The organism is Paraburkholderia phenoliruptrix (assembly GCF_902859825.1).
Classification (GTDB): Bacteria; Pseudomonadota; Gammaproteobacteria; order Burkholderiales; family Burkholderiaceae; genus Paraburkholderia; species Paraburkholderia phenoliruptrix.
In genome coordinates this window covers 25,730-49,906 of sequence record NZ_CADIKB010000032.1, presented here as the reverse complement: position 1 = coordinate 49,906, position 24,177 = coordinate 25,730, and the positions used below count along the sequence as shown (strand labels likewise).

The following is a 24,177-nucleotide window of genomic DNA, read 5'->3' as shown; positions in this document are numbered from 1 at the left end:
GCCGTTGAACAACCGTCCGGTCTGTACCGGCAGTGATCTGGCATGACGGGCGCATCTGGAAAATCAGGCTGGCGTTGCGAACGGCCGTGAGAATGACGCATCCATGCCAATGATGGGCGCACAACGTCAGAAAAATCTGGCAGCATGATGCCCGACTGCAGGACCGCGCAAAGCGGTGTTTCAATCGGAACTACCATACAGCCAGTTTGCACCAGGTGCCCGGAATAGCCCTCATGTACCAACCACTACGAAAAGTACTCGTTTCTTTCATTTTTCTGACCGGCTCGCATGTTGTCTTCGCACAGACGCCGAAGACCGTATTTCTTGACGACCTGACCTGGACCGAACTGCGTGGCGAGGTTCAGGCGGGCAAGACGACGATCCTTGTCCCCATTGGCGGCACCGAGCAAAGCGGTCCGTATGTCGCGCTAGGCAAGCACAATGCGCGCGTGAAGGTGCTGTCGCAGCGCATTGCCGAGGAACTCGGCAATGCGCTGGTCGCACCGGTCATCGCCTACGTGCCGGAAGGCGGCTACGCACCGCCGAGCTCGCACATGCGTTTCCCCGGCACTACCACGGTTCCGGACGATGTGTTCGAGAAAACACTGGAGTCCGTCGCGAACAGCTTCAGGGTCCACGGCTTCAGGAATATTGTTTTCCTCGGCGATCACGGTGGTTATCAGCAAGACATCCGGCGCGCGGTCGCGCAGTTGAACAATGCCTGGACCGGCTCGGGTGCCCGCGCGTTCGACCCGTCGGAATACTATGCTGCCAGCTCGGACGGCTACGCGCAGATCCTGCGTCAACGCGGTTACCGCGATAACGAGATCGGTACGCATGCGGGTCTTGCGGACACGTCGCTGCTGCTCGCGGTGGCGCCGCAGATGGTGCGGCAGGGTCAGCTGAAGAATGCACCGAAACCCGGACCTGCCGACGGGGTCTACGGCGGGGACCCCCGTCGCGCGACGGCCGGACTCGGCGAGCCAGGCATCGAGGCAATCGTGTCGCAAACGGTCCATGCGATCAGGAAAGACACCACGAACCAGTGACGGCTCCGGCAGGATCAGGTTCTTCATCCCCTATCATTTCACTGAATAACGGATTTCATCATGTATTCACGTTCCCGTCGCTTCTCGCGACTCGCATTGTCTGCTGGTATTGCGCTGGCCGGTTTGTACGTTGCGGCTAGCGTATCGGCTGCCCCGACTCCCGGTACCGTCGCGGGCATGCCGCCTGTGGTGAACGCTAGCAACCTGTACAGCGAAGCAGGCGCCGGCCATTTCAGCCCGGCGGTCAAGGATGCATTGCCGCGGATTTACGTGCCCAATCTGCGCTCGAACGACGTCTATGTGATCGACCCGGCCACGTTCAAGGTCGTGGACCGGTTTCATGTCGGCTACAGCCCGCAACACGTCGTCCCGTCGTGGGATCTCAAGACCCTGTGGGTCGCCAACAACGCCGAGGGTCGACCGGACGGCAGCCTGACGCCGATCGATCCGAAGACCGGGAAGCCTGGCAAGGAGGTGATGGTTGACGATCCGTACAACATGTATTTCACGCCCGATGGCAAGGAAGCCATCGTGGTGGCTGAAGCGCATGCGCGACTGGATTTCCGCGATGCGCATACGATGGCGCTCGGGTCGAGCCTGTCCGTACCGGAATGCAAGGGGATCAACCACGCCGACTTCTCGATTGACGGCAGATATGTTCTCTTCACCTGCGAGTTCGGCGGCCGCCTCGCGAAGATCGACCTGGTCAATCGCAAGGTGGTCGGTTACCTTCAGCTTGATCAGAAGGGCATGCCGCAGGACATTCGCATCTCGCCGGACGGCAAGGTGTTCTATATCGCCGACATGGTGGCCAACGGCGTATTCGTGGTCGATGGCGACAGCTTCACGAAAACCGGTTTCATCCCGACTGGTGTTGGCACGCACGGACTGTACCCGAGCCGCGACGGCACGAAACTGTATGTCGCGAATCGTGGCTCAAACAAGGTTCACGGGCCGCGCCATGGTAAAGGCAGTGTGTCGGTGATCGATTTCACGACGCGCAAGGTGATTGCGACCTGGCCGGTTCCGGATGGCGGCAGTCCCGACATGGGCAATGTCAGCGCGGACGGCAAAACGCTGTGGCTGTCGGGCCGGTTCGACGATGTCGTCTATGCGATCAATACGACGACCGGTTCGGTCAGACCGATCCCGGTCGGCATGGAGCCACACGGTCTCACGGTGTGGCCGCAACCGGGGCGTTATTCGCTGGGTCACACGGGCAATATCCGCTGACCAGCGTCGATCAGTTGCACGGCGTGTCCGCGTGTCTGCCCGCTTCAGTTTGGCCGCCAAAGACACGCTTAAGACAAGGCACGCCCGTGGGTACACTTTCTGCCGCAGGACAATGCAGGCGACTGTTCCCGTTTCGAACTCCCCGTATGCCCCCGTCGCGTAAGGCCGGCTGCAGTTACCCGTCCGGGTCAACGATCCTTGGGACGGTGGCCGGTCCCCCTCCGTTAGCTCAATTTTTCGCTCTCTCGCACCTCTGAAAGCCACGCCTGGAAAGGGTTTGAAGAAGATTTTCTGATTGTGCGGGATGGGTAAAAATAGCCTACACCCACCGGTACGCCGCGATGGCGCAGATAGGCGTAAAGCGTGCTCTTGGAGATGTGCAGGCGTTGTGCGATCTGCTCGGCGCTCAACTGGCCTTCCCGGTAAAGTGTCTCGGCAGCGTACGCCGTGGGCTCAGCTTTCGCCGGCACCCCCTTCGGGCGACCACCTTTGCGGCCGCGGGCCCGCGCCGATGACAGGCCGGCCTGTGTACGCTCCCGGATGACTTCGCGTTCGAATTCCGCCAGTGAAGCAAACAGGTTGAACACGAGACGGCCTTGCGCTGTCGTCGTGTCAACCGGGTCGTTCAGGCTCCGGAGGCCAACTTCGTGCTGTAACAGCACGCTGACGACATCGATCAGATGCCGCAGTGAGCGGCCAAGCCGGTCCAGCTTCCAGATGACGATCACGTCGCCCGGGCGCACGTCATCGAGCAGGTGGGCCAGAACCGGCCGCTCGGTCGAGGCGCCGCTGGCGACTTCGGTCAGCACCCGGGCGCATCCCGCAGCCTTGAGCGCGTCGACCTGCAGCGCGACATTCTGTTCGCGTGTGCTCACACGTGCATAGCCAATGTCCATGTCTTCCCGCCATCAGGGATTTCGTACACTATAGTCAACGCTCAGGAATAAATCGAACGCTGTTTTGCACTACGGATATTCTGCACACGCGGCGGGCCGGAATCCGGCAGGCCGTACGCGACAGCGGTTCTTGCTGCGGTGTTTGCTAAAACGAACGTTTTAGCAAACACCCCCGGCACAGATTCAAGAAGACAACATGGGTGAAACAAAACGCCGCGCAGTCCCAGATGCATCAATATAGACCGGCAATTAATCTTTGAATTGGGGAGTGAGCCATGCAACGTCGTGATTTTATTAAATTTGGTGCAGGCTTCAGCGCAGCTGCTGCGCTACCGCTTTGGAGCACCCGCGTTTTCGCCGCTGGACATCCTTCACTGCCGATCCCTCCTCTGGTAAAACCAGACGCCCAGGGCCAGATTCCCTTGAATATCCAGGCGGGAAAAACCCACTTTAGAGGAGCGAACCTGACGACCACATGGGGTTTTAATGGTGCATTATTGGGCCCCGCCCTGCATCTAACGCGAGGCAGCAACGTGACAATGTTAGTAACCAACCAGTTATCAGAAACCACAACAGTCCACTGGCATGGTCTGGAAGTTCCCGGGAATGCGGACGGTGGCCCGCAGGCGACTGTCGCGCCAGGAAATACCTGGAAGCCACAATTCCAGGTTGATCAACCTGCAGCGACATGCTGGTTCCACCCGCACCCTCATCATGTTAGTGGCCACCATGTTGCCATGGGACTGGGGGGGCTCATCGTGATTGAGGATGACGAAAGCAGCGCGGCCACCCTGCCGAAAAGCTGGGGTGCCGATGATATCCCCGTCATTCTGCAAGACAAACGACTGAATAATCACGGCCAGATTGATTATAAAATGGACGTAATGAGCGCCGCCATTGGCTGGTTCGGGGACCTGATGCTGACCAATGGCGCTGTTTATCCTCAACACGTTGCCCCTCGAGGCTGGTTGCGTCTACGTTTTCTGAACGGCTGCAACGCACGCTCGTTGAAACTGGCAGCCAGCGATAAACGACCGATGTATGTTATTGCCAGCGATGGCGGATACCTCCCGGAACCTGTAAAGGTTGCAGAGCTTCCTATACTGATGGGCGAAAGATTCGAAGTATTGGTCGATACGTCCAACGGAAAGCCATTCGATATCGTCACGCTGCCCGTGGTTCAAATGGGAATGGTGCTGGCGCCATTCGATAACGCCCTACCTGTCTTGCATATTGAAACGACATCGACAGCAGGACAGAAAAACCTGCCGGACAGGCTGGCCGCTCTTCCGGCAATACCATCAACAGACGGGATGCCTCATCGCATGCTGCGACTCGCCATGGATTCCAAAGTAGATATGCTGGGTATGCAGGCGTTGATGGATCGATACGGGGAAAAGGCCATGGCAGGCATGAGCATGGATGACCATGAAAAAATGAAAATGGGCTCCACGATGGCCATGAACGGCATGGAAGATCATGGTATGGCGCATGGCGGTAAGTCCGATGATAAGCACATTGATTTATTTAATGCCAATTTCATTAATGATCAGGCGTTTGACATGAAGAAACCGATGTTTGATGTCAAGAAAGGGCAATACGAGAAATGGACGATTTCAGGGCAAGGAGACATGATGCTCCATCCTTTCCACATCCATGGTACCCAGTTCAGAATCCTGTCGGAAAATGGAAAGCCGCCCGCGGCTCATCGTAGTGGCTGGAAAGATACCGTTCACGTTGAAGATGCCATTAGTGAAGTGATGGTTAAATTTGATCATCTGGCACCTCCAGAGAAAGCGTATATGGCTCACTGTCATTTGCTAGAGCATGAAGATACCGGCATGATGATGTCATTTACCGTTAGCGCCTGACGTGGATGAACGACGTCACTGCATATGGTGGTGTCGGCGACAATCCAGAGCGCGTATTCGGAGGCGGGCCGATCATCGCAGGCAGTCATGCAGGAACTGTTCGCCGTGATCCATCGACAGGCCGCGAATGCGCACGCCTCGTTTGGCCACTTCGATTTCAACTTCGCAACTGGCGTGCACTGCACCAGGTGCTTCAACAGGTCGCCGGCTAGTAGACCAGTTGCTGGCCGCCGGCGTGCCACTCTAGCGTTCTCGCTGAATGTTGGTTCCTCGCCGATGTAATCGGGCTGTTCTCAACCAAAGTGGGCCCGTTCTCGCGTAATGTGGTCCCGGGCGTGCCGATGTTTTCAGCTAATCTGGTCCCGAAGCCACTGATGTAATCGGTCCCGGCGATTTACGTTATCGGGCCGCTACAACCAGCCGCCGCAGTTCGGTCGGGTATGCACGCAGCGTATGCGGCGAGCGGCTCGCGCGATCGCGCAGGAAGAGCGCGACAGCGTGCGCGTCGTCGCCCACGCCGAGCGTGTTGGTTGCGCTCGCCACATTCGCGAAGCGTCCCGCGCGAGCGAGCCACGCGATCAATAGGTGCGGCACGGTGGCCAGCGCCGTGGTATCCCGCGAGGTTTCCCGTATTGGCTCACCGGTCGCGGCCGGCAAACCGGCTTCGGGTAGCGCCTTGAAGCGTCGGCGATGGGTATGCAGTACGCGTTGCAGCACCGTCTCCGGCGTCGGCGCATCGCCAATCGCAGCAGTGCGCACGCGGCCGCGATCCCAGTACTCAATCGCGACCACTTGATCGAGCAACTGCTGCATGACCGCCGGATGTGCTGACTTCGCGTCGGCGAGCGACGCATACCGGTGCCTGATCGCGGCTAGTGTCCAGCGTGTGTAGACAACGTGGCCAAGCGCGGCGGTGAGGTAAGCGAGTGCCGCGTCGATTTCCGCCGGCAGCCGCCGTGGGGGCGTCGTGCCACCATCGATCCAGTCGGCGGGGCTCATTGTTTTGCTCATGACTTTTTCGTGCGCTTCTCGTGCCGCCCTTCGGGGTGCCGGTGGTGCGCATCGCGGTCGCGAGACCGCTGGATGCCACCGGTGCGCGACGGGCCTCCTGGGCCGACACGATGCGCAGCAGTTCGTCGAGCTGCGCATACTGGCTCGCGTTGATCGCCTTGAGTGCGAGCGCTTCGCCGACCGCCTGCTGGCGGGTTTCGCGCTCGCTTGCGAGTTCGCCTTCAAGCCGCGCGCGTTCGCCGTCAAGCGCGGCAACACGGCGCTCGGCGAACTTCAGTTGCGACGCGGAGTGTGCATGCTCCTTTTTCAGCGCCTCACGCTGGTGGGCGGTTTCCTGCAGCAGCTGTTTCGACAGCGCCTCGTAACGGTGTTGCACGTCCGCCAGTGCGTCCGCGTGCGTGCGCTCCACCGCAGCCCGCTCCGCTGTCGCGGCGTCCAGCTGTGCCCGGCGTTCCTCGGCCGCCGCATCGAGCGCCCCGCACCGGTCGCGCAGCATCGCGTTCTGGGCACGCAGATCGGACAGGTCGGTATCGCGTGTGGCGACGGACGCCCGCAGCTCGCTCAGTTCCTGGCGCAGCAGTTCGACGCGCAGTTCGGCGTCGGTACGCGCAGTGTCCGCCGCCGCGATCGCCTGTTGCGCATCGGCCTTCAGGCGCACCACGTCGTCGAGCTGCACGGCGACGGCCGCCTGCCACAGCGCGCGCATCTGTTCGGCGATTTCGACGGGGATGCCGGGCATCGCGATGTCAGCGAGTCCCGCGCGCACGACCTCGGCCTCGATTGGCGTTCAGTGCCCGCGCCAGGGTGGCCGGATCGCCCGCACCGAGCCGCGCGCGGAGTTTCCGTACCGACACGATCTTGCGGAACCGTTCGCCGGTGGGCGGTTGTCCATCGCCGGCGTCGGCGAGCATCGACAGCACGGCGGCACGGATCTGTTCGGCGGTAACGGCGGCCAGACGGGGCATGCAGGACTCCTGGCGGCGAAGAGGACCATTTTCGCCAGATTATTTCACACGCATATAACGTTATAAAACCCGTTTTTGTGCTCGTCTATACAGCACTATCAAAGATAACAATCATTATCGCGGCTAACCTGCGGGCACGCCGCGTCCCGGCGCGCCTGTACCCGAGGGGAGGCCTCGGCGCGGGTGTACCGGCCACGGGGAAAAGACCAGACAGGAAGTGCCTGATTTATCAGGACATTTTAATAGGGCCGGCTCGCAAACCCGCACGGCGTCTGGGCGCTGCTACCCCGGTAAAATGCACCAAAATCAAAGGGACCCCTGCTTCTGCGTTTCTGAAATGACCTCGCGTGCTTCCAAGGAGCAATTGCATCGTTCCTGAAAAGACGCTCTTCCAGGGTCACCTAGACCTGCGTCGCGATAAATGGATGACGTCACCGTATCAACGGCGGCACATGCGGCCGATATTGCTCCGCTCAGGTCGCCATCACGAAAGCGCTGTGCCGCTTTTATCAATTCTGCACGGGGTTCCGCGGGAAGTTCGGCCAGGTCTGCGGCATCAAAAAGGTTCACGGGAACGAGGGTGTCGTCCAACCACTGCCAGCCCAGCCTTGAAAGATACTCTTCCAGTTGAGGTTGAACGTCGGGTCTTTGTTTGACTATTTCCTCAGCAGCAATGACCACAAAACGCCGGCGCTTGTCTTCGTCCATTTCTGCGTAGACCTGGTCGATCCCTGACATTAGCACCCCCTTCGTTGGCCTTTTGCTGCTGCCATCGGCTGCTGGCTTCTCGTCGATATGTGCAATCCTGGTTGTGTCGAGGCCGGCCAGTCCGACAATTTTCTTGATGCCATGGAAGTAGAAGCTGCTCTCGAGACAGGCCCGGATGGCGCCCCAAGCATCATTGAGTGTGGTCATTGCTATTCCTCCCGACTCATTGTCGCAAAGCAGTTCAGTTGTCCATGTGACCTGTGAAAATTCCCGCAGGTTTGAATGGAGTCCGATTGGCGGACTCCTCGTCCTACAGGTTAGCCCTTAGCGAAAAATCCGTTTCTTCAGGGCCTCGCTATCCAAGAATGAGACATCGGAACTTGCAACAACCGGAGCCTTTCCGTCCAGGATCGAGCTAATCAGCGCCTGCTTTGACGCCCGCTGCAAACAAAATAACTTCTCGGGACCATAGCGCCGGACTACCCACATCTCGTCTGAGCCGAAATCGAGAAAGGTGAGCCGGGTCGAGCGTAACCAGACTTCCCTCGGCTTCTTCCACAGACACGGGTGATGACCAACATAGTGGCGCCGGACGAGATCAATCACCTCGCGTCCCATGTGGGGCGCTACCATGGAACTACCGGGGGGAGTCTCGGAGCGCCGGTAAAACATCAGACCGCTTCCATCCCCCTTTTCGGTGCTCGCCCGGTTTCGTACCCACAGAGGATGAGGCGGGAAGAAGACGAGGTCCGCTACAAAATCGGCATCTGGATCGGGCAGGGCATCGAACAAATGGATCTGAGACTTAAACCGTTCAGCGTTCACAATCCAGATCATTTTCTCGCCGTAGAAGCGTTCCCGGCTTTCCATCTCTTCGATGTCCATGGGGGAGTTCTGGAGTTCGATCACCAGTCCATCAGGACGCCTGATGTCGGCAACATGCTTTTCCCCACGTACGTGATCGAAGTGCACTATCTCGTGCATGTCGAGCGGAAACCGCTGTTTCCACTCACGGTGCCACGGTCCTTCGTTTTCATACCATGGATCGCAGTGGCGTCGACCCGCATGAGCCCAGTGCCATCGATTGAGATCGCCGCACCTTGCGATGGCGGTTCGCCCGCACGCGGGGCAGGCCCCCTTCAATCCCGGGCGAGGCTTGCAACGAGCGCCGTCGACGATTGCCAATCCCATGCTACCCATGCCTATCCCCGGAACAGGATTGAAAACACGTACCCACTTGAGCGCATCATCGGACGATGGAACGCAGATCGACCGGATTAAAGGTTACGGGGCCGGCGCGATTCCACTCATAGCTGAGGACCTTGATGGCGAGTTCGTCCTGCAGCCGCTCCCGGATGCTGTGCGGCGGCGAACCAGGAACTACCATCACTTTATGCACGGCTTTGCCGGAGAACTGTTTCGCCAGCGCGATGGCGTGAATACAGAGTTGGCCGACCGCCATGTACACGGAGGCAGTATCAGTTGATGTCTTGACCTCAAAGAGGTAAGCGGCATCCTTCGTAACGACGGCCAGATCCACCAGTGCGGACTTATAGACCTTTCCGGTCCGTTTCAGTGCTTCGCTCAGTTGCCTGACAACGCTGCCATGCCGGACCAGCACAATCACTGCATCCCTTGACGGGAGGGCGCGCCGGCCCGAGAACTCGTCGAAGTACTCGCCCAGCCCGGTGTCAAAAGCTGCTCTGTTGGAATAAGGCGGCTTGTCTGGGACTGCTGATTCCACGCCATCCATGACGACCTCGGCCGCTCTGCGAATCTCTTGAGAAAAGTTGGCGATGTCGTGCAGGAGCGTGTCCGAGTCGAGCGACGCAACAAGGAAGAGCTCCAGCAGACCGGCAGAACTCGTTACGCCCGACGTGGTTGCCGAGGTTTCGGCAAGGAGCGACTCTCTCGGGACGCGGGATTTTCCACGCGTCACGATGCCACGGTGCGCGAGCAGGACGGCACCGGATTCAAGCTCGCGCACGAAAGCACCGCCGTGCCGGCGTGCAAACCTGCGAATGGGCACATTGAACTGCAGATCGATGAGCAGGAGTCTGCTGCTGTCGGGATCTCCCGTACCAATCAGATTGATGATGGCCTCGCCGTCATCGGATGGTTTGCTGGACCACCACAAGACGGTAGATCCGTTCTTTGACTCGAAGTTGACCGGAAACTCAGCCTTGCCACTTGGATATCCGACGACTCTGGTCCTCTTGTGTCGAGCCTGCCGCGAAATTCTGGCCGTAAGCATATCCGAGAGCTTTGCCAGTTCCTGAACGTCTTCGATTTCTTGAAATATCGGCATCCTGATGGACCGTTGTTGAATTTTGTCGATTTTCGGAGCGCTCAATGCGCAATGAATTCCGCGTGGGCCAGCCCCTCTTTGTCCCGTTATTCAAATGCCTCTATCGCGCCCGCTAGCGCGGCGGGACGCGCTGTTGCACGATCAGTCTTCGATTGGCCCCTATCCGCGATCTGCCTGCTGTGGACGCTGCGCGTGCGAAGAGTCGGGCAGGCGATCCGCTTCTTCCTGAACGACAGTGAATTTTAGACTCTCAATGATCCATTCGCTCCGTGGTTCGTCATGGTGTGCCTGCTGGCCTCCTGGCGCTTCCATCTTCTTCAGCATAGCCACGAGGTCACCCAGCTTGTGCCCACCGCGCATCTCCAACTTCACAAGCTCGATCGAATTGAAGAATTGATACCAGTTGGCGTGCGCCGTATCGGAATTTTGCGCCAGATCTTTCAGCGGATAGCTGTAGTGCCTCGATATAACGAGGCGATAGATGCGCAAGGGCGGGAATCGCCGTGGCAATCTGAGAGAAGCACGAACACCAGCCTCCCCAACTGCCTCGATCCATTCGTCCAGCGACGCCAGCCAGCGGACCGTCTGCTCTCGAAGCCTGCTCGTCCGGGCGTGCTTCGACCGGAGATCTGCCCCAAACATATCCTGATATTTGAGCTGGCAGAGGAAGACTGTACCGGTGCTTTCTTCCATCACCACCAGATCGATATCGGTGATCTCGCGCCCACCCAGTCTGACCTTGATGTTCTCGAGGTACATGAGTCCGTCGAACGCGTCATCCATCACGCGCTTGATGGCCGTCTGCATCGTCTTTTCGCGAGACTGCTGATGCTTGTCGTAGTCACGCGGAAAATGGTGTCTCAATGAATCGAGAAGGAACTGCATCGGGCTCAGGCGCGCAGCAGCGATAGACCGGATGAAGCTTTGATCCGATGACTGGACCATCATGGGCAGCGGCGCTGCGGGTCGGTTGAGAAGGACCGTATTCCTTCGACCGACAGAAAGGACCTCAAAGATGCGCCGGGCATCTTCCAGCGTTGCATCTTCAAACCCCTCATAGACCGCGCCGAACTGGTTGATCGCGTCCCTGATGCTTTCGATGAAGGGCTCGGTTTCGGACGTGATCGTCAGAACGTTGTCCAGTTTGACTCCAGGTTCCTTTTCAACCAGCGCCTCGGCGAATCGCTCATGGCGTATTGAAATGGCGACGAGAAAAGTCAGGACAAGAATATATTTTTGGTAGGGTATTCCGCCGAACTCCACCAAGCCGTGAAACGAGTCGTATCCGTCAGTCAGCTGGATTTCGCTGAAGGCAACGGTGAAAAAATAATCGTCAAGGATGGGAGCCGCGTGATACCCGATGAAATGACGCTGAAACGGGTAAACCAATTTCTTAAGCGTCTCTCCGACTTCTTCGCCTCTCTGCCGTCCAAAGTCCGATTCAAAGAGCAGCTCGATGCGCCTGCGCGATTGCGCTCTGTAGTGTTCTGCGATTGCCCTTTCATAATATTCGTCGTCGGGAACGACAGACGGCAAACGAATCAGGAACTCGTTTGCCCCCGTGCGTTCGATGCTGCAAAGTCCGGTCAATGCCGATTGCGCAATGCGTCGGCCATGTTCGATCATGCCCAGCCCCGCTACAATCTGTAGAACGGGAAGGGCGATGCCGGGGTCACGCTGGAACATCACGCTCGGAACACTGAACGCTGGACGGGCTTCCAGCGAAAGCTTGATTAGACGCGCAACGCCCAGTTGAAGCAGGTAGAACTGTTCGGTCCGGTCAAAGGTAGCGGCCTTGCACTGAGACAGGTTGTAGTAGTACCAGTCAAGCTCGTTGATCGCGGCCTTCAGGATCAGACCGCGGCTGTCCGAGGCAAACTCGGGAATAAAGGCCGCCTCTTGAACGTTGAGAGCGTCAAAAAATTGGCTAACGGTGCCACTCATTTTTAGTAACCCAGTATGGCGCGGATTGTTCCGCTTGTCGCTAACGCCCCGCCTTGCTCAGGCCGCCAGTCGATGTTCGTAGTAAGGTCTATGTCGGCGAGTCGCGCGCGCTGTTTGAACAGTTCCTGTTCCAGCTTTGTTGCCTGCTCGCTGTTGAACCGGTCGATCGCTTCCTTGATCCGACGTTCCTCGTCCGTCGCGGGCACCGAGAACGCGGCGTCCATTGCCTTCGGAATCTTGACGTTGTTGCCCTCGGAGCGTTCCCAGTACAGTTGCGCGAACTCGCGAATGCTCATGTGTGCTCCAAACATCCTGACATACTTGCGATAGTCCGCCACGATCTGGGCTGAATAGCACATGGTCGCTCTCCTTGAAAGAAGGTGCGTCAGTATGGTACGCCGGTTCCTAATGGAAGTTTCGCGTCGACGTGACAAGCGAGCCGAGCAGATGGGACGCATCAACCAGCCGGTGCGCGACGAGGTGGCGCACTTCCCCCTCGCGCTGCCAGACGCCGTACACGGCAAGCAGTGACGCGCCGAGCGCTTCGCGTCGCTGCTTTTCCAGCAGGGACGGCCAGATGATGACGTTGACCTGCCCGGTCTCATCCTCAAGCGTGACGAACATCACCCCCTTCGCCGTGCCGGGGCGTTGCCGGACCGTCACGATGCCGCAGGCCCGTGCGAGCTGTCCGTTCCGGAAGCCGGCCAGCGTCGACGCCGGCAGCAGGCGCTGGGCAAGCAGGCGAGGGCGCAGCAGTTCCAGCGGGTGCCTGCCGAGCGTCAGACCCAGGGTCCGGTAATCACTGACGATCTGCTGACCTTCTGTCATCGGCGAGAGGACCGGCGTCACGTCGTCATCGGTGGCCCCGCGCAGCAGATCCCGGTCGGGTACCGCAGCCACCGCCTGCCAGAGCGCCGCGCGCCGATCGCCGGCGAGCGAGCGCAATGCGTCGGCTGCCGCGAGCGCCTGCAGATCCTTGCGATCGAGCTGCGCGCGTCTTGCCAGATCGGAGACATCGACGAACGGCCGAACAGCCCGCGCGAGCTCGATGCGCGCGGCGGCTTCTTCTTTCAGGCCGCGTACCAGCGACATGCCGAGGCGGACCGGCGCTCGAGTCGATCTGCCCTCGACTGCCGAGTCCCAGTTGCTGAGCGTCACGTCGACGGGCAGCACCTTCACGCCGTGGCGTTTTGCGTCCTGCACGAGCTGCGACGGCGAATAGAAACCCATCGGCTGACTGTTGAGCATGGCCACGAGAAACGCGACCGGCTCATGACACTTCAGCCACGCGCTCGCGTAGACGAGCAGGGCGAAGCTCGCTGCGTGACTCTCCGGAAAGCCATATTCGCCGAAGCCCTGGATCTGCGCAAAGATCGCTTCGGCAAACTCGCGGTCGTAGCCGCGCTCGAGCATCCCGTTCACGATGCGGTCGTAGTAGGCTTCGAGTCCGCCCTTGCGGCGCCACGCAGCCATCGCGCGACGCAGCTGGTCGGCCTCCCCGGCGGTGAATCCTGCCGCGAGAATCGCGACCTGCATCACCTGCTCCTGAAAGATCGGCACGCCGAGCGTGCGCGAGAGCGCCTGCTCCATCTGCGGACTCGGATAGGTGACGGGCTCCAGTCCCTGTCGCCGGCGCAGGTAGGGATGCACCATGCCGCCCTGCACCGGGCCCGGGCGCACGATCGCGACCTCGATCACGAGATCGTAAAAGCAGCGCGGCTGCAGGCGGGGCAGCATGCTCATCTGCGCGCGCGATTCGATCTGGAATACGCCGACCGTATCGGCGCGACAGATCATCTTGTAGGTCTCGGGATCTTCGGCAGGAATGTCCTGCAGTTCGAACGGCTCGCCGCGTTTCTCGGCAATGATGTCGAGTGCGCGACGGATCGCCGACAGCATGCCCAGTGCGAGCACGTCGATCTTCAGCAGGCCGAGTGCCTCGATGTCGTCCTTGTCCCACTGGATGATTGAGCGGTCGGCCATCGCAGCGTTCTCGATCGGCACCAGCCTCGACAGCTTGCCGCGGCTGATCACGAAGCCACCACTGTGCTGCGACAGATGTCGTGGAAAGCCCACGAGCAGCGCCGCGAAATTTGCCCACTGCACGATCAGCGGTGCTTCAGGGTCGAGACCGGCCTCGGCGAAGCGGTTGAGCAGATCGTCGCTCGAATCGAACCACTGATGGGCCTTCGCGACGCGATCAACGATTGCCGGATCCACGCCGAGTGCCTTGCCCGATTCGCGCAGCGCGCTGCGTGGGCGGTACGTTGTCACGGCGGCCGTCAGCGCTGCCCGATCTCGCCCGTACTTGCGGTAGATGTACTGCACGACCTCCTCGCGGCGCTGATGCTCGAAATCGACGTCGATGTCCGGCGGCTCACCCCGCTCTTTCGAGATGAACCGCTCGAACAGCATCGACGAGCGCGCAGGATCCACTTCGGTCACGCCAAGGGCAAAGCACACGGCCGAGTTGGCCGCCGAGCCGCGCCCCTGGCACAGGATGCCTTCGCTGCGCGCGAACCGGACGATGTCGTAGACCGTCAGAAAGTACGGCTCGTAGCGCAGATCCCCGATCAGCGCGAGCTCGTGTTCGATCTGCTGCTGTACCTGATGCGGGATGCCCGCTGGCCAGCGGCGATGTGCGCCGATGTAGGTCTCCTGTCTCAGGTAGCTTGCCGGCGTATGGCCGGCCGGCACCAGCTCGTCGGGATACTCATAGCGCAGCTCGTCGAGTGAAAACGTGCACAGGCGAGCGATCCGAAGCGTCTCCTCGAGCGTGCGCTGCGAATACAGGTTGGCGAGCCGCAGACGCGATCGCAGGTGCCGCTCAGCGTTGGGCGCGAGATCATAGCCGCATCCGGCGACCGGTCTGCCGACCCGGATCGCCGTCAGCACGTCCTGCAGCGGCTTGCGCGAACGCACGTGCATGACGGGCGCGCCGGTCGCGACGACGGGAACGCCGTGACGCGCCGCGACGTGTTCGACGGTGCCGCGGTGAATATCGTCCATTGCACGCGCGTGCAATGTCAGTGCGACCCATGCGCGATCGCCGAAGGTCTGGACGAACCACTCGACCTGCGTATCCAGTCTGTTTTCATCGGCGGGGTAGTCCGGTGACAGGATCGCGACGCACCCGGGCAGTCCCCGCAGGTGTCCAAAGGGCTTTTCCGGGTGCGCGAGATCCAGCGGCGCGAGCCGGTAACTGCCCTTGTGTGCGCGCATGCGGCCGAGCGTGATCAGCTCGGACAGGTTGCCATAGCCTTCGCGCGTCATCGCCAGTGCGGTGAATGACAGGGCCGGCGAGCCGTCGGCGTTGGTCAGGTGGAAGTGCGACCCGACGATGAACGGCAGCCCGGCCTTCTTCGCCTCGACGTGCGCGCGCACGACGCCGGCAAGCGAACATTCGTCCGTGACAGCCAGTGCGGCATAGCCGAGCTGCGCGGCACGGGCAGCGAGATCCTCGGCGTGCGATGCGCCGTGCAGAAAGGAAAAGTTGGACGCGCACTGAAGCTCCGCATAGTCGGGCAGTGCGCCGTAGGTCGGCGCCATGGCGATTACCCGAAAAGCCCGTGCAGGAACCAGCGCGGCTCGCGTTCCTCGACGGCGCTTACACGCTCCCGGAAGACCCAGTAGTGCACCGCGTCTTCGGACTCCGCGACAAAATAGTCTCGCGTCACCGGATATCCATCCTGCCAGCCGACCTCGATCCGTTCGCCCGGCGAGACCATGCGCAGCGGCGTGCCGTAGAACGGACGGTGGCTGCGCATGATGAGCTGCACCGGGTTGTCGAGAAGCCAGGTGGGTCGCGGAAGACCTGGCGGCGGCAACATGGGCCTGGCGGTCTCGCCGATGGGAAGCCAGCGTGCGGCGACTTCCGGGCGGTGGTCGGCAACCGGAGCCGCCTTGAGCACGTTCTGCGCGCCGAGCCGGGCGACGAGCAGTTCCATCAGGCGCGCGTGATCCCGCGGCGAGCCGCCGGGCTCCGGAAACAGCGACTCGCTGGGCGCATCCGCTTCGCGCACGTCCTTCGCGTCAAGACGAACGGCGATAACCGGCGCGGCCAGCTCGACGCGGCCCAGCCGTTCTTTCAGAAGGCGCACGAGGTGGTCCTCGCGCGACGTCGGTTCCGCGAGGGCAACTTCGATTGCCGTCGGCGGCACCGCCGCGCGGCCGCGTTCATGCTCGAGCTCAAGTACAAACCGCGCGATCGCCAGCTGTCGTGCCGACAGCCAGCCGGTCATCTGCAGGATCAGCCGTCGCGCCGCGAACAGCACGGCTTCCGCATGCTCGATCCGGTCGGGCAGCTCGAGCCGCGCGCTGAAGGTGGGGGGCAACTCCAGCCATTCGTACACTTCGGGCGCCGCGCCCGTCGCGCGATCGAGCGCATCCAGCAGGGCCGTGCCGCAGCGCTTCTTGAGGCCTGCGCGGGGTAGTCGCCGGACGTCGTCGACCGTTTCGCATCCCAGTCCGTCGAACCATTCGGCGTAGGGGCGCGCCGGCGGCAGGGCAGGTAACGGCACGCGACGCAGCGTACGGTCGACGGAGCGCAACGTGAGCGCGCTGCCAGCCGATGACCGGGCGAAGAGCCACGCGGCCTGCCCCGTAGGGGCAACGGCAAGTGTCGCGGTCACGCCGAACGCGGTCACCGTTTGACCCGCCCGCCGGCGCAGTGGCCGAATGCCGCCGAAGAGGCGCAGGCTCGCCGAGACGTCGGCCAGCACGACCGATTCCTCTGCCAGCACCACGTGGGGGGTGAACTGCAGCAGGGCGAACGCCACGCCACGAACCAGCTCCGCTTCACGGGTGAGATCACGTTCCCGGATGACCGCGTCGGGGACGAGCGTCAACACGCCACCGCGGCGCATGCCGGGCACGATCCCGGCCGAGTGTGCCGCGTGGTCGAGCGCGACAACGCGGTCCTTCTCCAGCACGACAAGCCCGGCCTCATGGCGTGGTGTCGACGAGCGCGGGAGAAACGACTCGAGGGCGAGGTGCGGCAGATGTACGCCGATCCAGAGTTGCATATCGGCTCAACAGGGCCGGTGAAGGCATGAGAGGAACGAAAACGGGTTCGTCGCGCTGCGGTCCGCGGCGCTTGACGAAGGTCACTTCTATACCGCCCCTGGCGGCTCGCAGCGCAAGCCGCAGCGGCGCCGGCGACGTTGCATGGGCGGCCGCGAGCGGGCGAAACAGGAACAGCAGGGTGTCCGAGGCCTGCGCGGCCAGATGCAGGCGCCGCAGCGCCTCCTGCCGGACGTCGGCCTGCCAGAAGAGCAGGGCGCCGCAGGTGCCGGCACGCAGGATCTGCTCGGCGGCCCACAGCGCATCAGCCGTGTGTGGTGCGCGCAACACGCAGGCCTGTCCTGCGGGAACGCCCAGCCACGCCAGTCCGGCGGGTTGTAGCCGATGCGGAGGCTGGAGCAGGAGCAAGGGGCGGGATCCGCCGGTTGCCAGCACGGGCTGCAGCAGACGCAGTTCACCGCAGCCCGGCTGCGGTGTGAGCAGTTCGGTGAGTGCACCCGCGGGCCAGCCGCCGCCCGGCAGCTCGGCGGCCAGCGCGGCGTGGCCGCACGACACCACCCGGTCGAAGCCGGCGGCCAGTTGCGAGGCTCGCCACAGGGTTATTCCCCCCGACTCCGAATACATATTTCTATCGAGCGCAGCATCGAGGGAGCGCGCCCGTTCCTCGGGCGTGCGTAACTGCTGTGCGGCTAAGGCAGGCCGACTCACGATCTGGCTCCAGAAGTACTGTATAAATATACAGGTATTCTAGCCCAAGATTTCGCGTTTCGGGGTTGGAGGGCGGGCTCAACTCTCTTCCCCCCACTCGCTATCTACCGTCCCTAATTGACCAGCAAACACCGTGGCCGCATCGTTTCAAGATTACTTGAATCTTTGAATCGACAGGTCTATGATGCCGCGATGGACTCGAACCTCGTTGTACGCGCGCTCGGCGCGCTCGCTCATGAATCGCGCCTGGCGATCTTCCGCGCATTGGTTGTCGCGGGCCCCGAAGGCATGCCGGCTGGTGAGATCGCTCAGCAGCTTGGCCTCTCGCCGTCTGGCCTGTCGTTTCACCTTAAAGACCTGTCGCATGCGGGCCTCGTCAACAGCGAACAGAAGGGACGGTTCATCTTCTATTCAGCCAACTTCGATGCGATGAACGGACTGCTCGGGTTTCTGACCGAGAACTGCTGTGCCGGCGCTGACTGTTCCGTTCAAGGTGCGTCGCAGTGCCAAGGAGCTAAATCATGAAACGCATGCACATCCACGTTGCTGTCGAAGATATTGATGCGAGCACCCGGTTCTACGTCGCCATGTTTGGAGGCGCGAAACCGACGGTATCGAAGTCGGACTACCGCAAATGGGAGTTGAGCGATCCGAAGGTCAACTTCGCTATTTCGCAGCGTGGCGTAAAGCCCGGCATTGATCACCTTGGCATTCAGGTCGAATCGGATGATGAGCTCGCTGAGATGCGAGCGCGCTTCGCAAGCGCCGAGTTGCCTGTCACGAATCAGACGGCGACGACCTGCTGTTACGCAAAGTCGGATAAGAGCTGGACCGTAGACCCGCAGGGCGTCGCGTGGGAGACGTTTCAAACGCTTGAACACGCCCCTGTTTATGGAGAGTCGCGCGATCGTTCGCGCGAAGCCCGCGTTTCTTCAATTGCCTGCTGCGCGGGCGCAGATCTCATTCGGAGCAACACGTGAACGACAAGACCTACAATATTCTGGTCCTTTGCACGGGCAACAGCGCCCGAAGCATCATGGCCGAGGCGCTTTTTAACACGCTCGGCAAGGGCCGGTTCCACGCGTTCAGCGCAGGCAGTCACCCGTCAGGCGCGGTCAATCCGTTTGCGCTCGAGCGCTGCGAGTCGCTGGATTACGACACGGCCGGGCTGCGCAGTAAGAGCTGGGATGAGTTCGGTGCGCCGGACGCGCCGCGAATGGACTTCGTGATCACCGTGTGCGACCAGGCGGCTGGCGAGGTGTGCCCGATATGGCCCGGCAAGCCGATCACTGCGCACTGGGGTTTTGAAGACCCTGCCGCATTCGTGGGCAGCGACGAGGAGAAGCGCGCGGTCTTCACCAAGGTCTATCGGCAGATTCTGACGCGGGTGAGCCAGTTTGTGAACCTGCCGTTGCACGTACTCGATCGCAATGCAGCCCAGAAGGAAGTGCGCGCGATTGGCGAACGTCCCGCCGAGGAATCCAATGAGCAGCACTGACTCGGTCGCTCGCGCGAGCCGTCCGGTCATCGGCTTCTTCGAACGATACCTGACGGTGTGGGTTGCGCTGTGCATCGTCGCGGGCATCGCGCTGGGCCAATGGTTGCCGTCGCTGTTTCAGGCGATCGGCCGCATGGAAGTCGCTCAGGTCAACCTGCCAGTCGGCGTGCTCATCTGGGTGATGATCATCCCGATGCTCATCAAGATCGACTTCGGTGCGATGGCGCAGGTCAAGGGCCATTGGCGCGGGATCGGCGTCACGCTGTTCGTGAACTGGCTGGTCAAGCCTTTCTCCATGGCGCTGCTCGGATGGATCTTCGTGCGCCACGTCTTCGCTCCCTGGCTGCCTGCAGCGCAACTCGACAGCTATATTGCCGGCCTCATTCTGCTGGCCGCCGCCCCTTGCACGGCGATGGTGTTCGTCTGGTCGCAACTTTGCAAGGGCGATCCCTATTTCACCTTGTCGCAAGTGGCGCTGAACGACGCGATCATGATCGTTGCGTTCGCACCGATCGTGGCGCTGCTCCTTGGCCTATCCGCCATCACCGTTCCCTGGAACACACTCATCACGTCGGTGGGTCTCTACATCATCATCCCGGTTGTTATCGCGCAGTTGCTACGTCGCGTGCTGCTCGCGAAGGGTGAAGCACACTTCAACCGCACGGTGTCGCGCCTCGGACCGTATTCGATTTGCGCACTGCTCGCCACGCTGTTGCTGCTGTTCGCGTTCCAGGGGCAAGCAATCGTCCAGGAGCCGCTGGTCATTGCGATGCTCGCAGTCCCCATTCTCATTCAGGTGTTTCTGAACTCCGGGTTGGCCTATTTGCTGAACCGCAAGCTCGGGGTCGCGCACTGCGTGGCGGGTCCGTCCAGCCTGATCGGCGCGAGCAATTTCTTCGAACTGGCCGTTGCCACCGCCATCAGCTTGTTCGGGTTTCAGTCTGGCGCGGCGCTGGCCACAGTCGTTGGCGTGCTGATCGAAGTGCCAGTCATGCTGCTCGTGGTTGGCGTCGTGAATCGCTCGCAGCGCTGGTACGAGACGGCCTGAGGAGCCAGTGTGAGCGCCATCATCATTGCACAGGAGACCGTCGGAAGTGACGTCGGTCTGGTCAAGGCCCTAGTCCGTGACGGCCTCCCGGTCGATGACCTCAACGAACCGCAGCGCCGCTTTTTCGGGTTCACGACGCTTGCTGGTTCGCACGTCGGTTATGGTGGCTTCGAACAATACGGGCGCGATGTGCTGATCCGCTCGGTGACAGTCGAGCCAGGCTGTCGAAGCAAAGGCATCGGCCAGACTCTGGTTGCCGTGCTGTTGCGTAAGGCGTTCGACGCGGAGGCCAGAACTGCGTGGCTCCTCACGACTGACGCACAAGCCTTCTTCGAGAAGACCGGATTCATGCTTGTGAGCCGCGAGACCGCGCCTGCCGCGATCCTTGCCACGCGCCAGGCCGTTGAACTGTGCCCGGCCACAGCGATTTTGCTCTCACGCCCCATCACCCCGTAGCCCATTTCATACGATGTCCACCGATCTTCCGAACGTCAGTCTTTTTCATCTCGACACGCCCGATCTCACAAAGCTCGAACCCCGGACGATCTCGGATCATCCGCCGCGCATCTTGCTGCTCTACGGTTCGCTCCGTCCGACCTCCTATAGTCGCTTGCTGACACTCGAGGCTGAGCGCATCCTTCGCCAGTTGGGCGCCGAGACCAGAGTGTTTGATCCACATGGTCTGCCACTCGCCGACAGCGTGCCCGCCGACCATCCGAAGGTCGTCGAATTGCGCGAAGCGTCCATCTGGTCCGAAGGCCAAGTGTGGTGCAGCCCGGAACGACATGGCGCGCTGACCGGCGTGTTCAAGAACCAGATCGACTGGCTGCCGCTCGACTCCGGAAGCATCCGGCCGACGCAAGGGCGCACACTCGCGGTCATGCAGGTGTCGGGCGGCTCGCAATCTTTCAACGCGGTGAACGCCTTGCGCGTGCTCGGCCGCTGGATGCGGATGGTGACCGTTCCCAATCAGAGTTCGGTAGCCAAGGCGTTCCAGGAGTTCGATGAGAGCGGTCGCATGAAGCCCTCGTCTTACTACGATCGTGTGGTCGATGTGATGGAGGAACTGTATAAGTTCACGCTGCTCGTGCGCGACCGCTCAGATTACCTGACCGACCGGTACAGCGAGCGTAAAGAGAAAGCCCCGGCATCAGTTTCCGCCCTCGCCAATGCAGCCATGAGCCATGAGCACAGCTCACAGAACGCCGACACCGACGACAGTGAAGTCGAGTAATTCGACGGATCGCGCCGAATCGCTGGCCACCTGGGCGCTCGCGCTCGCTCAACTGGTGTCGTGGGGCTCGGTCTACTATTCGTTTTCGCTGCTGGTCGTGCCCATGGAGCAGACGATGGGCTGGAGCCGCACCGCCACGAATGCGGCCCTATCGCTCGGACTGCTAGTCTCGGGTTTCGCGGCGTATCCAGTGGGCAAATGGATCGACCACGGGCTCGGGCGGCGGGTCATGTCAATCGGTTCGCTGATCGCGGCCGCCATGCTGCTGATGTGGTCGGCCACATCGTCGCTCACGATTCTCTTCGTAGCGTGGATCGGCTTGGGCTTGTCGATGGCGGCGACCTTCTATGACCCGCTCTTCGCCGTGCTCACGCATCGCTATCCGCTGCGATACAAGACCAAGATCACACTGGTGACGCTCGTTGCGGGATTCGCGAGCACGGTTTTCATTCCGGTCACGCAGTTCCTCGTGGATGTGGGCGGTTGGCGTCTCGCGCTCGCCGCACTGGCCGCGTGCAATCTAATCATTTGCCTACCGATTCATGTCGTCGCGATCCGGTCCTCACGAATCGACCCGAACGCTTCCCAGCCGAGCGCGGAGCGCATGGCGGTCGATGCTGCGGCAACGCGACGTGCACTGCGCACGCCTACCTTCTGGGCGCTCGCGCTGTGCTTCACGACCTACTACGCGACCTTCGCCGCGCTCACATTTCATCTGGTTCCGTTGATGGTCGAGCGCGGCGTCACCAACACGGTTCTGGTCATCACCATGGCGCTGATCGGACCCGCGCAAGTCATCGCCCGCGCGGTCTGGTTTGCATTCGATCGCAAGGTCACCATCACGACAGTTGGTTTCGTCGTGGTGACACTCTTTCCCGTCTCGACGGTCGTCCTGATCGTGGCTGGCAAATCCGCTGCGCTTTTGTGGATCTTCGCGTTCTGCTATGGCGCCGCCAACGGAATGATGACGATCCTGCGCGGCACGATCGTCCAGCAGTTTCTGTGGACGGAGGGCTACGGCGCGATCAGCGGCATGCTGTCGTTTCCGTCGAACATTGCGAAGGGCATCGCGCCCATCGCAGCGGCCAGCATCTGGGGACTGACGCATGGGTATGTCGCCGTCGAATGGACGGTGTTGCTTGTCTCCGCGCTATCCGCCGTCAGCTTTTTTATCGCAGCGAAGTGCGCGCCGGCACGGCCCTCTTATCGGTGAGTCGATTCGGGAGCAGCGATGACTTACAACGGTCAACGTGGTGACTTAAACCGTGCGTAGGGTGTTTGCTATTTCTGTCGAGCGATGTTCGTCAGCATTAGAGCAAAGGTCCTCACGGACGAAACCGGCGTCTACACTGAGATCCCCGCTTTGCTCGCGGCGACGGGGATACTCGAGCCGCTGATTGATTATTTCCTGCATAGAAGCCACGATCGCAGTCTGGAATGGATGCGCAAGGTGACGCGATCGGTGCGGCTCTTTCTTGAGTACATTCAGCTCAACCCCGCCGAACGCGACCCTCATCAACTGTTTCAGAATTTCGCGAAGCGCCTGTACACAGGAACGTTCAATCGCGAAACAGGAATCGACGCCACGGGCCTTTGCTGGCCACCTCGCTCGCCGCACGACGCGGCACGCATCATCATCCATTTGAGCGACTTCTTCAATTGGTTGGGCGAAGTTCGTCCTGAAGCAGCCAGCGTCAATCCTCGGTACGTCGGCAGCACGTTCGATCGACAGATCGATGAAGCCGCTTACCAATATCGTAGAAGCAAGGCCTTCCTCGGGCATACGTGGGCGTCGAATGCCACCGCGCGCGCTACAGGATATTGGCTTCGCTACCGAAGAATCCCGAAGGTCGCGCGAGGTGAGCCACCAGCTTTTCCAGAACGTCACTTTGAAGCGTTGCTCTTCAAAGGCTTTCGCAACGGCGATCGTTACGACTATCGTGGCATCTTAATCACGCTACTGCTCCATGGCGCGGGATTTCGAGAGTCGGAGCCTTTTCACCTTTACGTTCAGGACGTATTTCCAGATCCACAGGATCCGCGTCAAGCCAAGGTCCTCATCCACCATCCGCACTACGGGACCGCGCCTGCTGATTGGTGCGACGAGCGAGGACGACCGCGTAAATCGAACCGAGCAGAATACCTCGGCCAGCGCTTCGGCCTTGTGCCGCGTACAGACTTGATGGACCGTCGGCATGCTGGCTGGAAAGGCGGCATGCACGACGGTCCTTACTACAAGCAGGCGTACTGGTTCGTGCCGGAGTACGGCGAGTGGTTTCTGGAACTGTGGCATCGCTATCTGAAGCAGCTTGCGCATTTTGATCGGGATCATCCGTTCGCTTTCGTGAACCTGCGGCGCGCACCCTACGGTGCGATATACACCCTCACGCAATACAACAAGGCTCACGCGGCCGCGTGCAAACGCATTGGCCTCGAAGTTGGCAAGGCGCTTGGCACAACTCCGCACGGGCACCGACACGCCTACGGCCAGCGTTTGAAGCACGCGGGAATCGAGAAGCCGATGATTCGCCGCTTCATGCATCACGCCTCGATCGAGAGCCAGGAGATTTACACACAAGCAAGCTTTAGCGAAGCCCGAGAAGCACTTCAGCAAGCGGCGCACCGGCTGGATGGACTTCTTACGACGCCTCTGTCGGATTTGGTCCGTTCATCTGACTAGCC

Annotated in this window: 20 protein-coding genes and 2 pseudogenes; 11 read left to right on the top strand and 11 right to left on the bottom strand. The window is 60.9% G+C overall.

The features are described from left to right. Nucleotides 1-233: 233 nt before the first annotated feature. Both HV711_RS24995 and HV711_RS24990 read left to right on the top strand, forming a co-directional pair. Entirely contained in the window at nucleotides 234-1,049 is an 816-nt protein-coding gene (locus HV711_RS24995; protein WP_035482676.1) for a creatininase family protein, read from the top strand. 60 nt (nucleotides 1,050-1,109) lie between these two features. Next, a complete protein-coding gene (locus HV711_RS24990; protein WP_035482679.1) occupies nucleotides 1,110-2,282 on the top strand; it encodes a YncE family protein in 1,173 nt (390 codons plus the stop codon). A gap of 224 nt (nucleotides 2,283-2,506) precedes the next feature. Here HV711_RS24990 and HV711_RS24985 read toward each other — a convergent pair whose 3' ends face one another. Next, complete coding sequence (locus HV711_RS24985) at nucleotides 2,507-3,178, bottom strand: recombinase family protein (protein ID WP_082201511.1); 672 nt, start codon at nucleotides 3,176-3,178, stop codon at nucleotides 2,507-2,509. A gap of 275 nt (nucleotides 3,179-3,453) precedes the next feature. On the opposite strand from HV711_RS24985, the gene cueO reads away from it, so the two are divergent. Further along, nucleotides 3,454-5,049: a multicopper oxidase CueO gene (gene cueO, locus HV711_RS24980; protein ID WP_035482681.1), complete on the top strand. Its 1,596-nt coding sequence runs from the start codon at nucleotides 3,454-3,456 to the stop codon at nucleotides 5,047-5,049. 399 nt (nucleotides 5,050-5,448) lie between these two features. On the opposite strand, the gene HV711_RS24975 is transcribed toward cueO, so the two are convergent. From HV711_RS24975 to imuA, 10 genes and pseudogenes are all read right to left on the bottom strand, one after another. After that, nucleotides 5,449-5,862: a hypothetical protein gene (locus HV711_RS24975; protein ID WP_244142734.1), complete on the bottom strand. Its 414-nt coding sequence runs from the start codon at nucleotides 5,860-5,862 to the stop codon at nucleotides 5,449-5,451. Between the two features lie 214 nt (nucleotides 5,863-6,076). Next, nucleotides 6,077-7,025, bottom strand: a pseudogene (locus HV711_RS34095) (DNA-binding protein); the annotation flags it as partial. 306 nt (nucleotides 7,026-7,331) lie between these two features. Next, nucleotides 7,332-7,940 carry a hypothetical protein gene (locus HV711_RS24965; RefSeq protein ID WP_035482683.1) on the bottom strand — a complete coding sequence of 203 codons (609 nt, stop codon included), beginning with the start codon at nucleotides 7,938-7,940 and terminating at the stop codon, nucleotides 7,332-7,334. 117 nt (nucleotides 7,941-8,057) lie between these two features. Further along, nucleotides 8,058-8,618: a hypothetical protein gene (locus tag HV711_RS24960; protein WP_175145291.1), complete on the bottom strand. Its 561-nt coding sequence runs from the start codon at nucleotides 8,616-8,618 to the stop codon at nucleotides 8,058-8,060. Nucleotides 8,619-8,979: 361 nt separating this feature from the next. After that, nucleotides 8,980-10,086, bottom strand: a complete 1,107-nt coding sequence (locus HV711_RS24955) for a hypothetical protein (RefSeq protein WP_175145289.1) — start codon at nucleotides 10,084-10,086, stop codon at nucleotides 8,980-8,982. Between the two features lie 114 nt (nucleotides 10,087-10,200). Further along, nucleotides 10,201-11,985, bottom strand: coding sequence for a hypothetical protein (locus HV711_RS24950; protein ID WP_051224457.1), 1,785 nt, complete (start codon nucleotides 11,983-11,985; stop codon nucleotides 10,201-10,203). Nucleotides 11,986-12,071: 86 nt separating this feature from the next. Continuing rightward, nucleotides 12,072-12,344, bottom strand: a pseudogene (locus tag HV711_RS24945) (SOS response-associated peptidase family protein); the annotation flags it as partial. A gap of 46 nt (nucleotides 12,345-12,390) precedes the next feature. Next, on the bottom strand, nucleotides 12,391-15,534 hold the full coding sequence (locus tag HV711_RS24940; protein ID WP_035482688.1) for an error-prone DNA polymerase: 3,144 nt from the start codon (nucleotides 15,532-15,534) through the stop codon (nucleotides 12,391-12,393). Nucleotides 15,535-15,539: 5 nt separating this feature from the next. Continuing rightward, entirely contained in the window at nucleotides 15,540-17,009 is a 1,470-nt protein-coding gene (locus tag HV711_RS24935; protein WP_082201512.1) for a Y-family DNA polymerase, read from the bottom strand. Continuing rightward, entirely contained in the window at nucleotides 16,930-17,631 is a 702-nt protein-coding gene (imuA, locus tag HV711_RS24930; protein ID WP_035482690.1) for a translesion DNA synthesis-associated protein ImuA, read from the bottom strand. Before imuA ends, HV711_RS24935 begins: the two co-directional genes overlap by 80 nt. Nucleotides 17,632-17,907: 276 nt before the next feature. On the opposite strand from imuA, the gene HV711_RS24925 reads away from it, so the two are divergent. The 8 genes from HV711_RS24925 (at nucleotide 17,908) to gmtY (ending at nucleotide 24,175) form a co-directional block, all read left to right on the top strand. Further along, the gene (locus HV711_RS24925; RefSeq protein ID WP_007182822.1) at nucleotides 17,908-18,240 is read left to right on the top strand and encodes an ArsR/SmtB family transcription factor; all 333 of its coding nucleotides are present in this window, start codon (nucleotides 17,908-17,910) and stop codon (nucleotides 18,238-18,240) included. Beyond that, nucleotides 18,237-18,695 (top strand): ArsI/CadI family heavy metal resistance metalloenzyme, encoded by a 459-nt coding sequence (locus tag HV711_RS24920; RefSeq protein ID WP_007182821.1) that lies wholly within the window; start codon nucleotides 18,237-18,239, stop codon nucleotides 18,693-18,695. The genes HV711_RS24925 and HV711_RS24920 overlap by 4 nt, the downstream gene beginning before the upstream one ends. Continuing rightward, the gene (locus HV711_RS24915; RefSeq protein WP_007182820.1) at nucleotides 18,692-19,213 is read left to right on the top strand and encodes an arsenate reductase ArsC; all 522 of its coding nucleotides are present in this window, start codon (nucleotides 18,692-18,694) and stop codon (nucleotides 19,211-19,213) included. The genes HV711_RS24920 and HV711_RS24915 overlap by 4 nt, the downstream gene beginning before the upstream one ends. Next, on the top strand, nucleotides 19,200-20,261 hold the full coding sequence (arsB, locus tag HV711_RS24910) for an ACR3 family arsenite efflux transporter (RefSeq protein WP_007182819.1): 1,062 nt from the start codon (nucleotides 19,200-19,202) through the stop codon (nucleotides 20,259-20,261). Before HV711_RS24915 ends, arsB begins: the two co-directional genes overlap by 14 nt. Nucleotides 20,262-20,270: 9 nt before the next feature. Then, nucleotides 20,271-20,717, top strand: coding sequence for an arsenic resistance N-acetyltransferase ArsN2 (gene arsN2, locus HV711_RS24905; RefSeq protein ID WP_007182818.1), 447 nt, complete (start codon nucleotides 20,271-20,273; stop codon nucleotides 20,715-20,717). Nucleotides 20,718-20,730: 13 nt separating this feature from the next. Further along, nucleotides 20,731-21,495: an arsenical resistance protein ArsH gene (gene arsH / locus HV711_RS24900; protein WP_007182817.1), complete on the top strand. Its 765-nt coding sequence runs from the start codon at nucleotides 20,731-20,733 to the stop codon at nucleotides 21,493-21,495. Beyond that, a complete protein-coding gene (locus HV711_RS24895; RefSeq protein ID WP_007182816.1) occupies nucleotides 21,446-22,708 on the top strand; it encodes an MFS transporter in 1,263 nt (420 codons plus the stop codon). The genes arsH and HV711_RS24895 overlap by 50 nt, the downstream gene beginning before the upstream one ends. A gap of 84 nt (nucleotides 22,709-22,792) precedes the next feature. Further along, nucleotides 22,793-24,175 carry a gamma-mobile-trio recombinase GmtY gene (gene gmtY, locus HV711_RS24890; RefSeq protein WP_007182815.1) on the top strand — a complete coding sequence of 461 codons (1,383 nt, stop codon included), beginning with the start codon at nucleotides 22,793-22,795 and terminating at the stop codon, nucleotides 24,173-24,175. The last annotated feature ends 2 nt before the right edge of the window (nucleotides 24,176-24,177 follow it).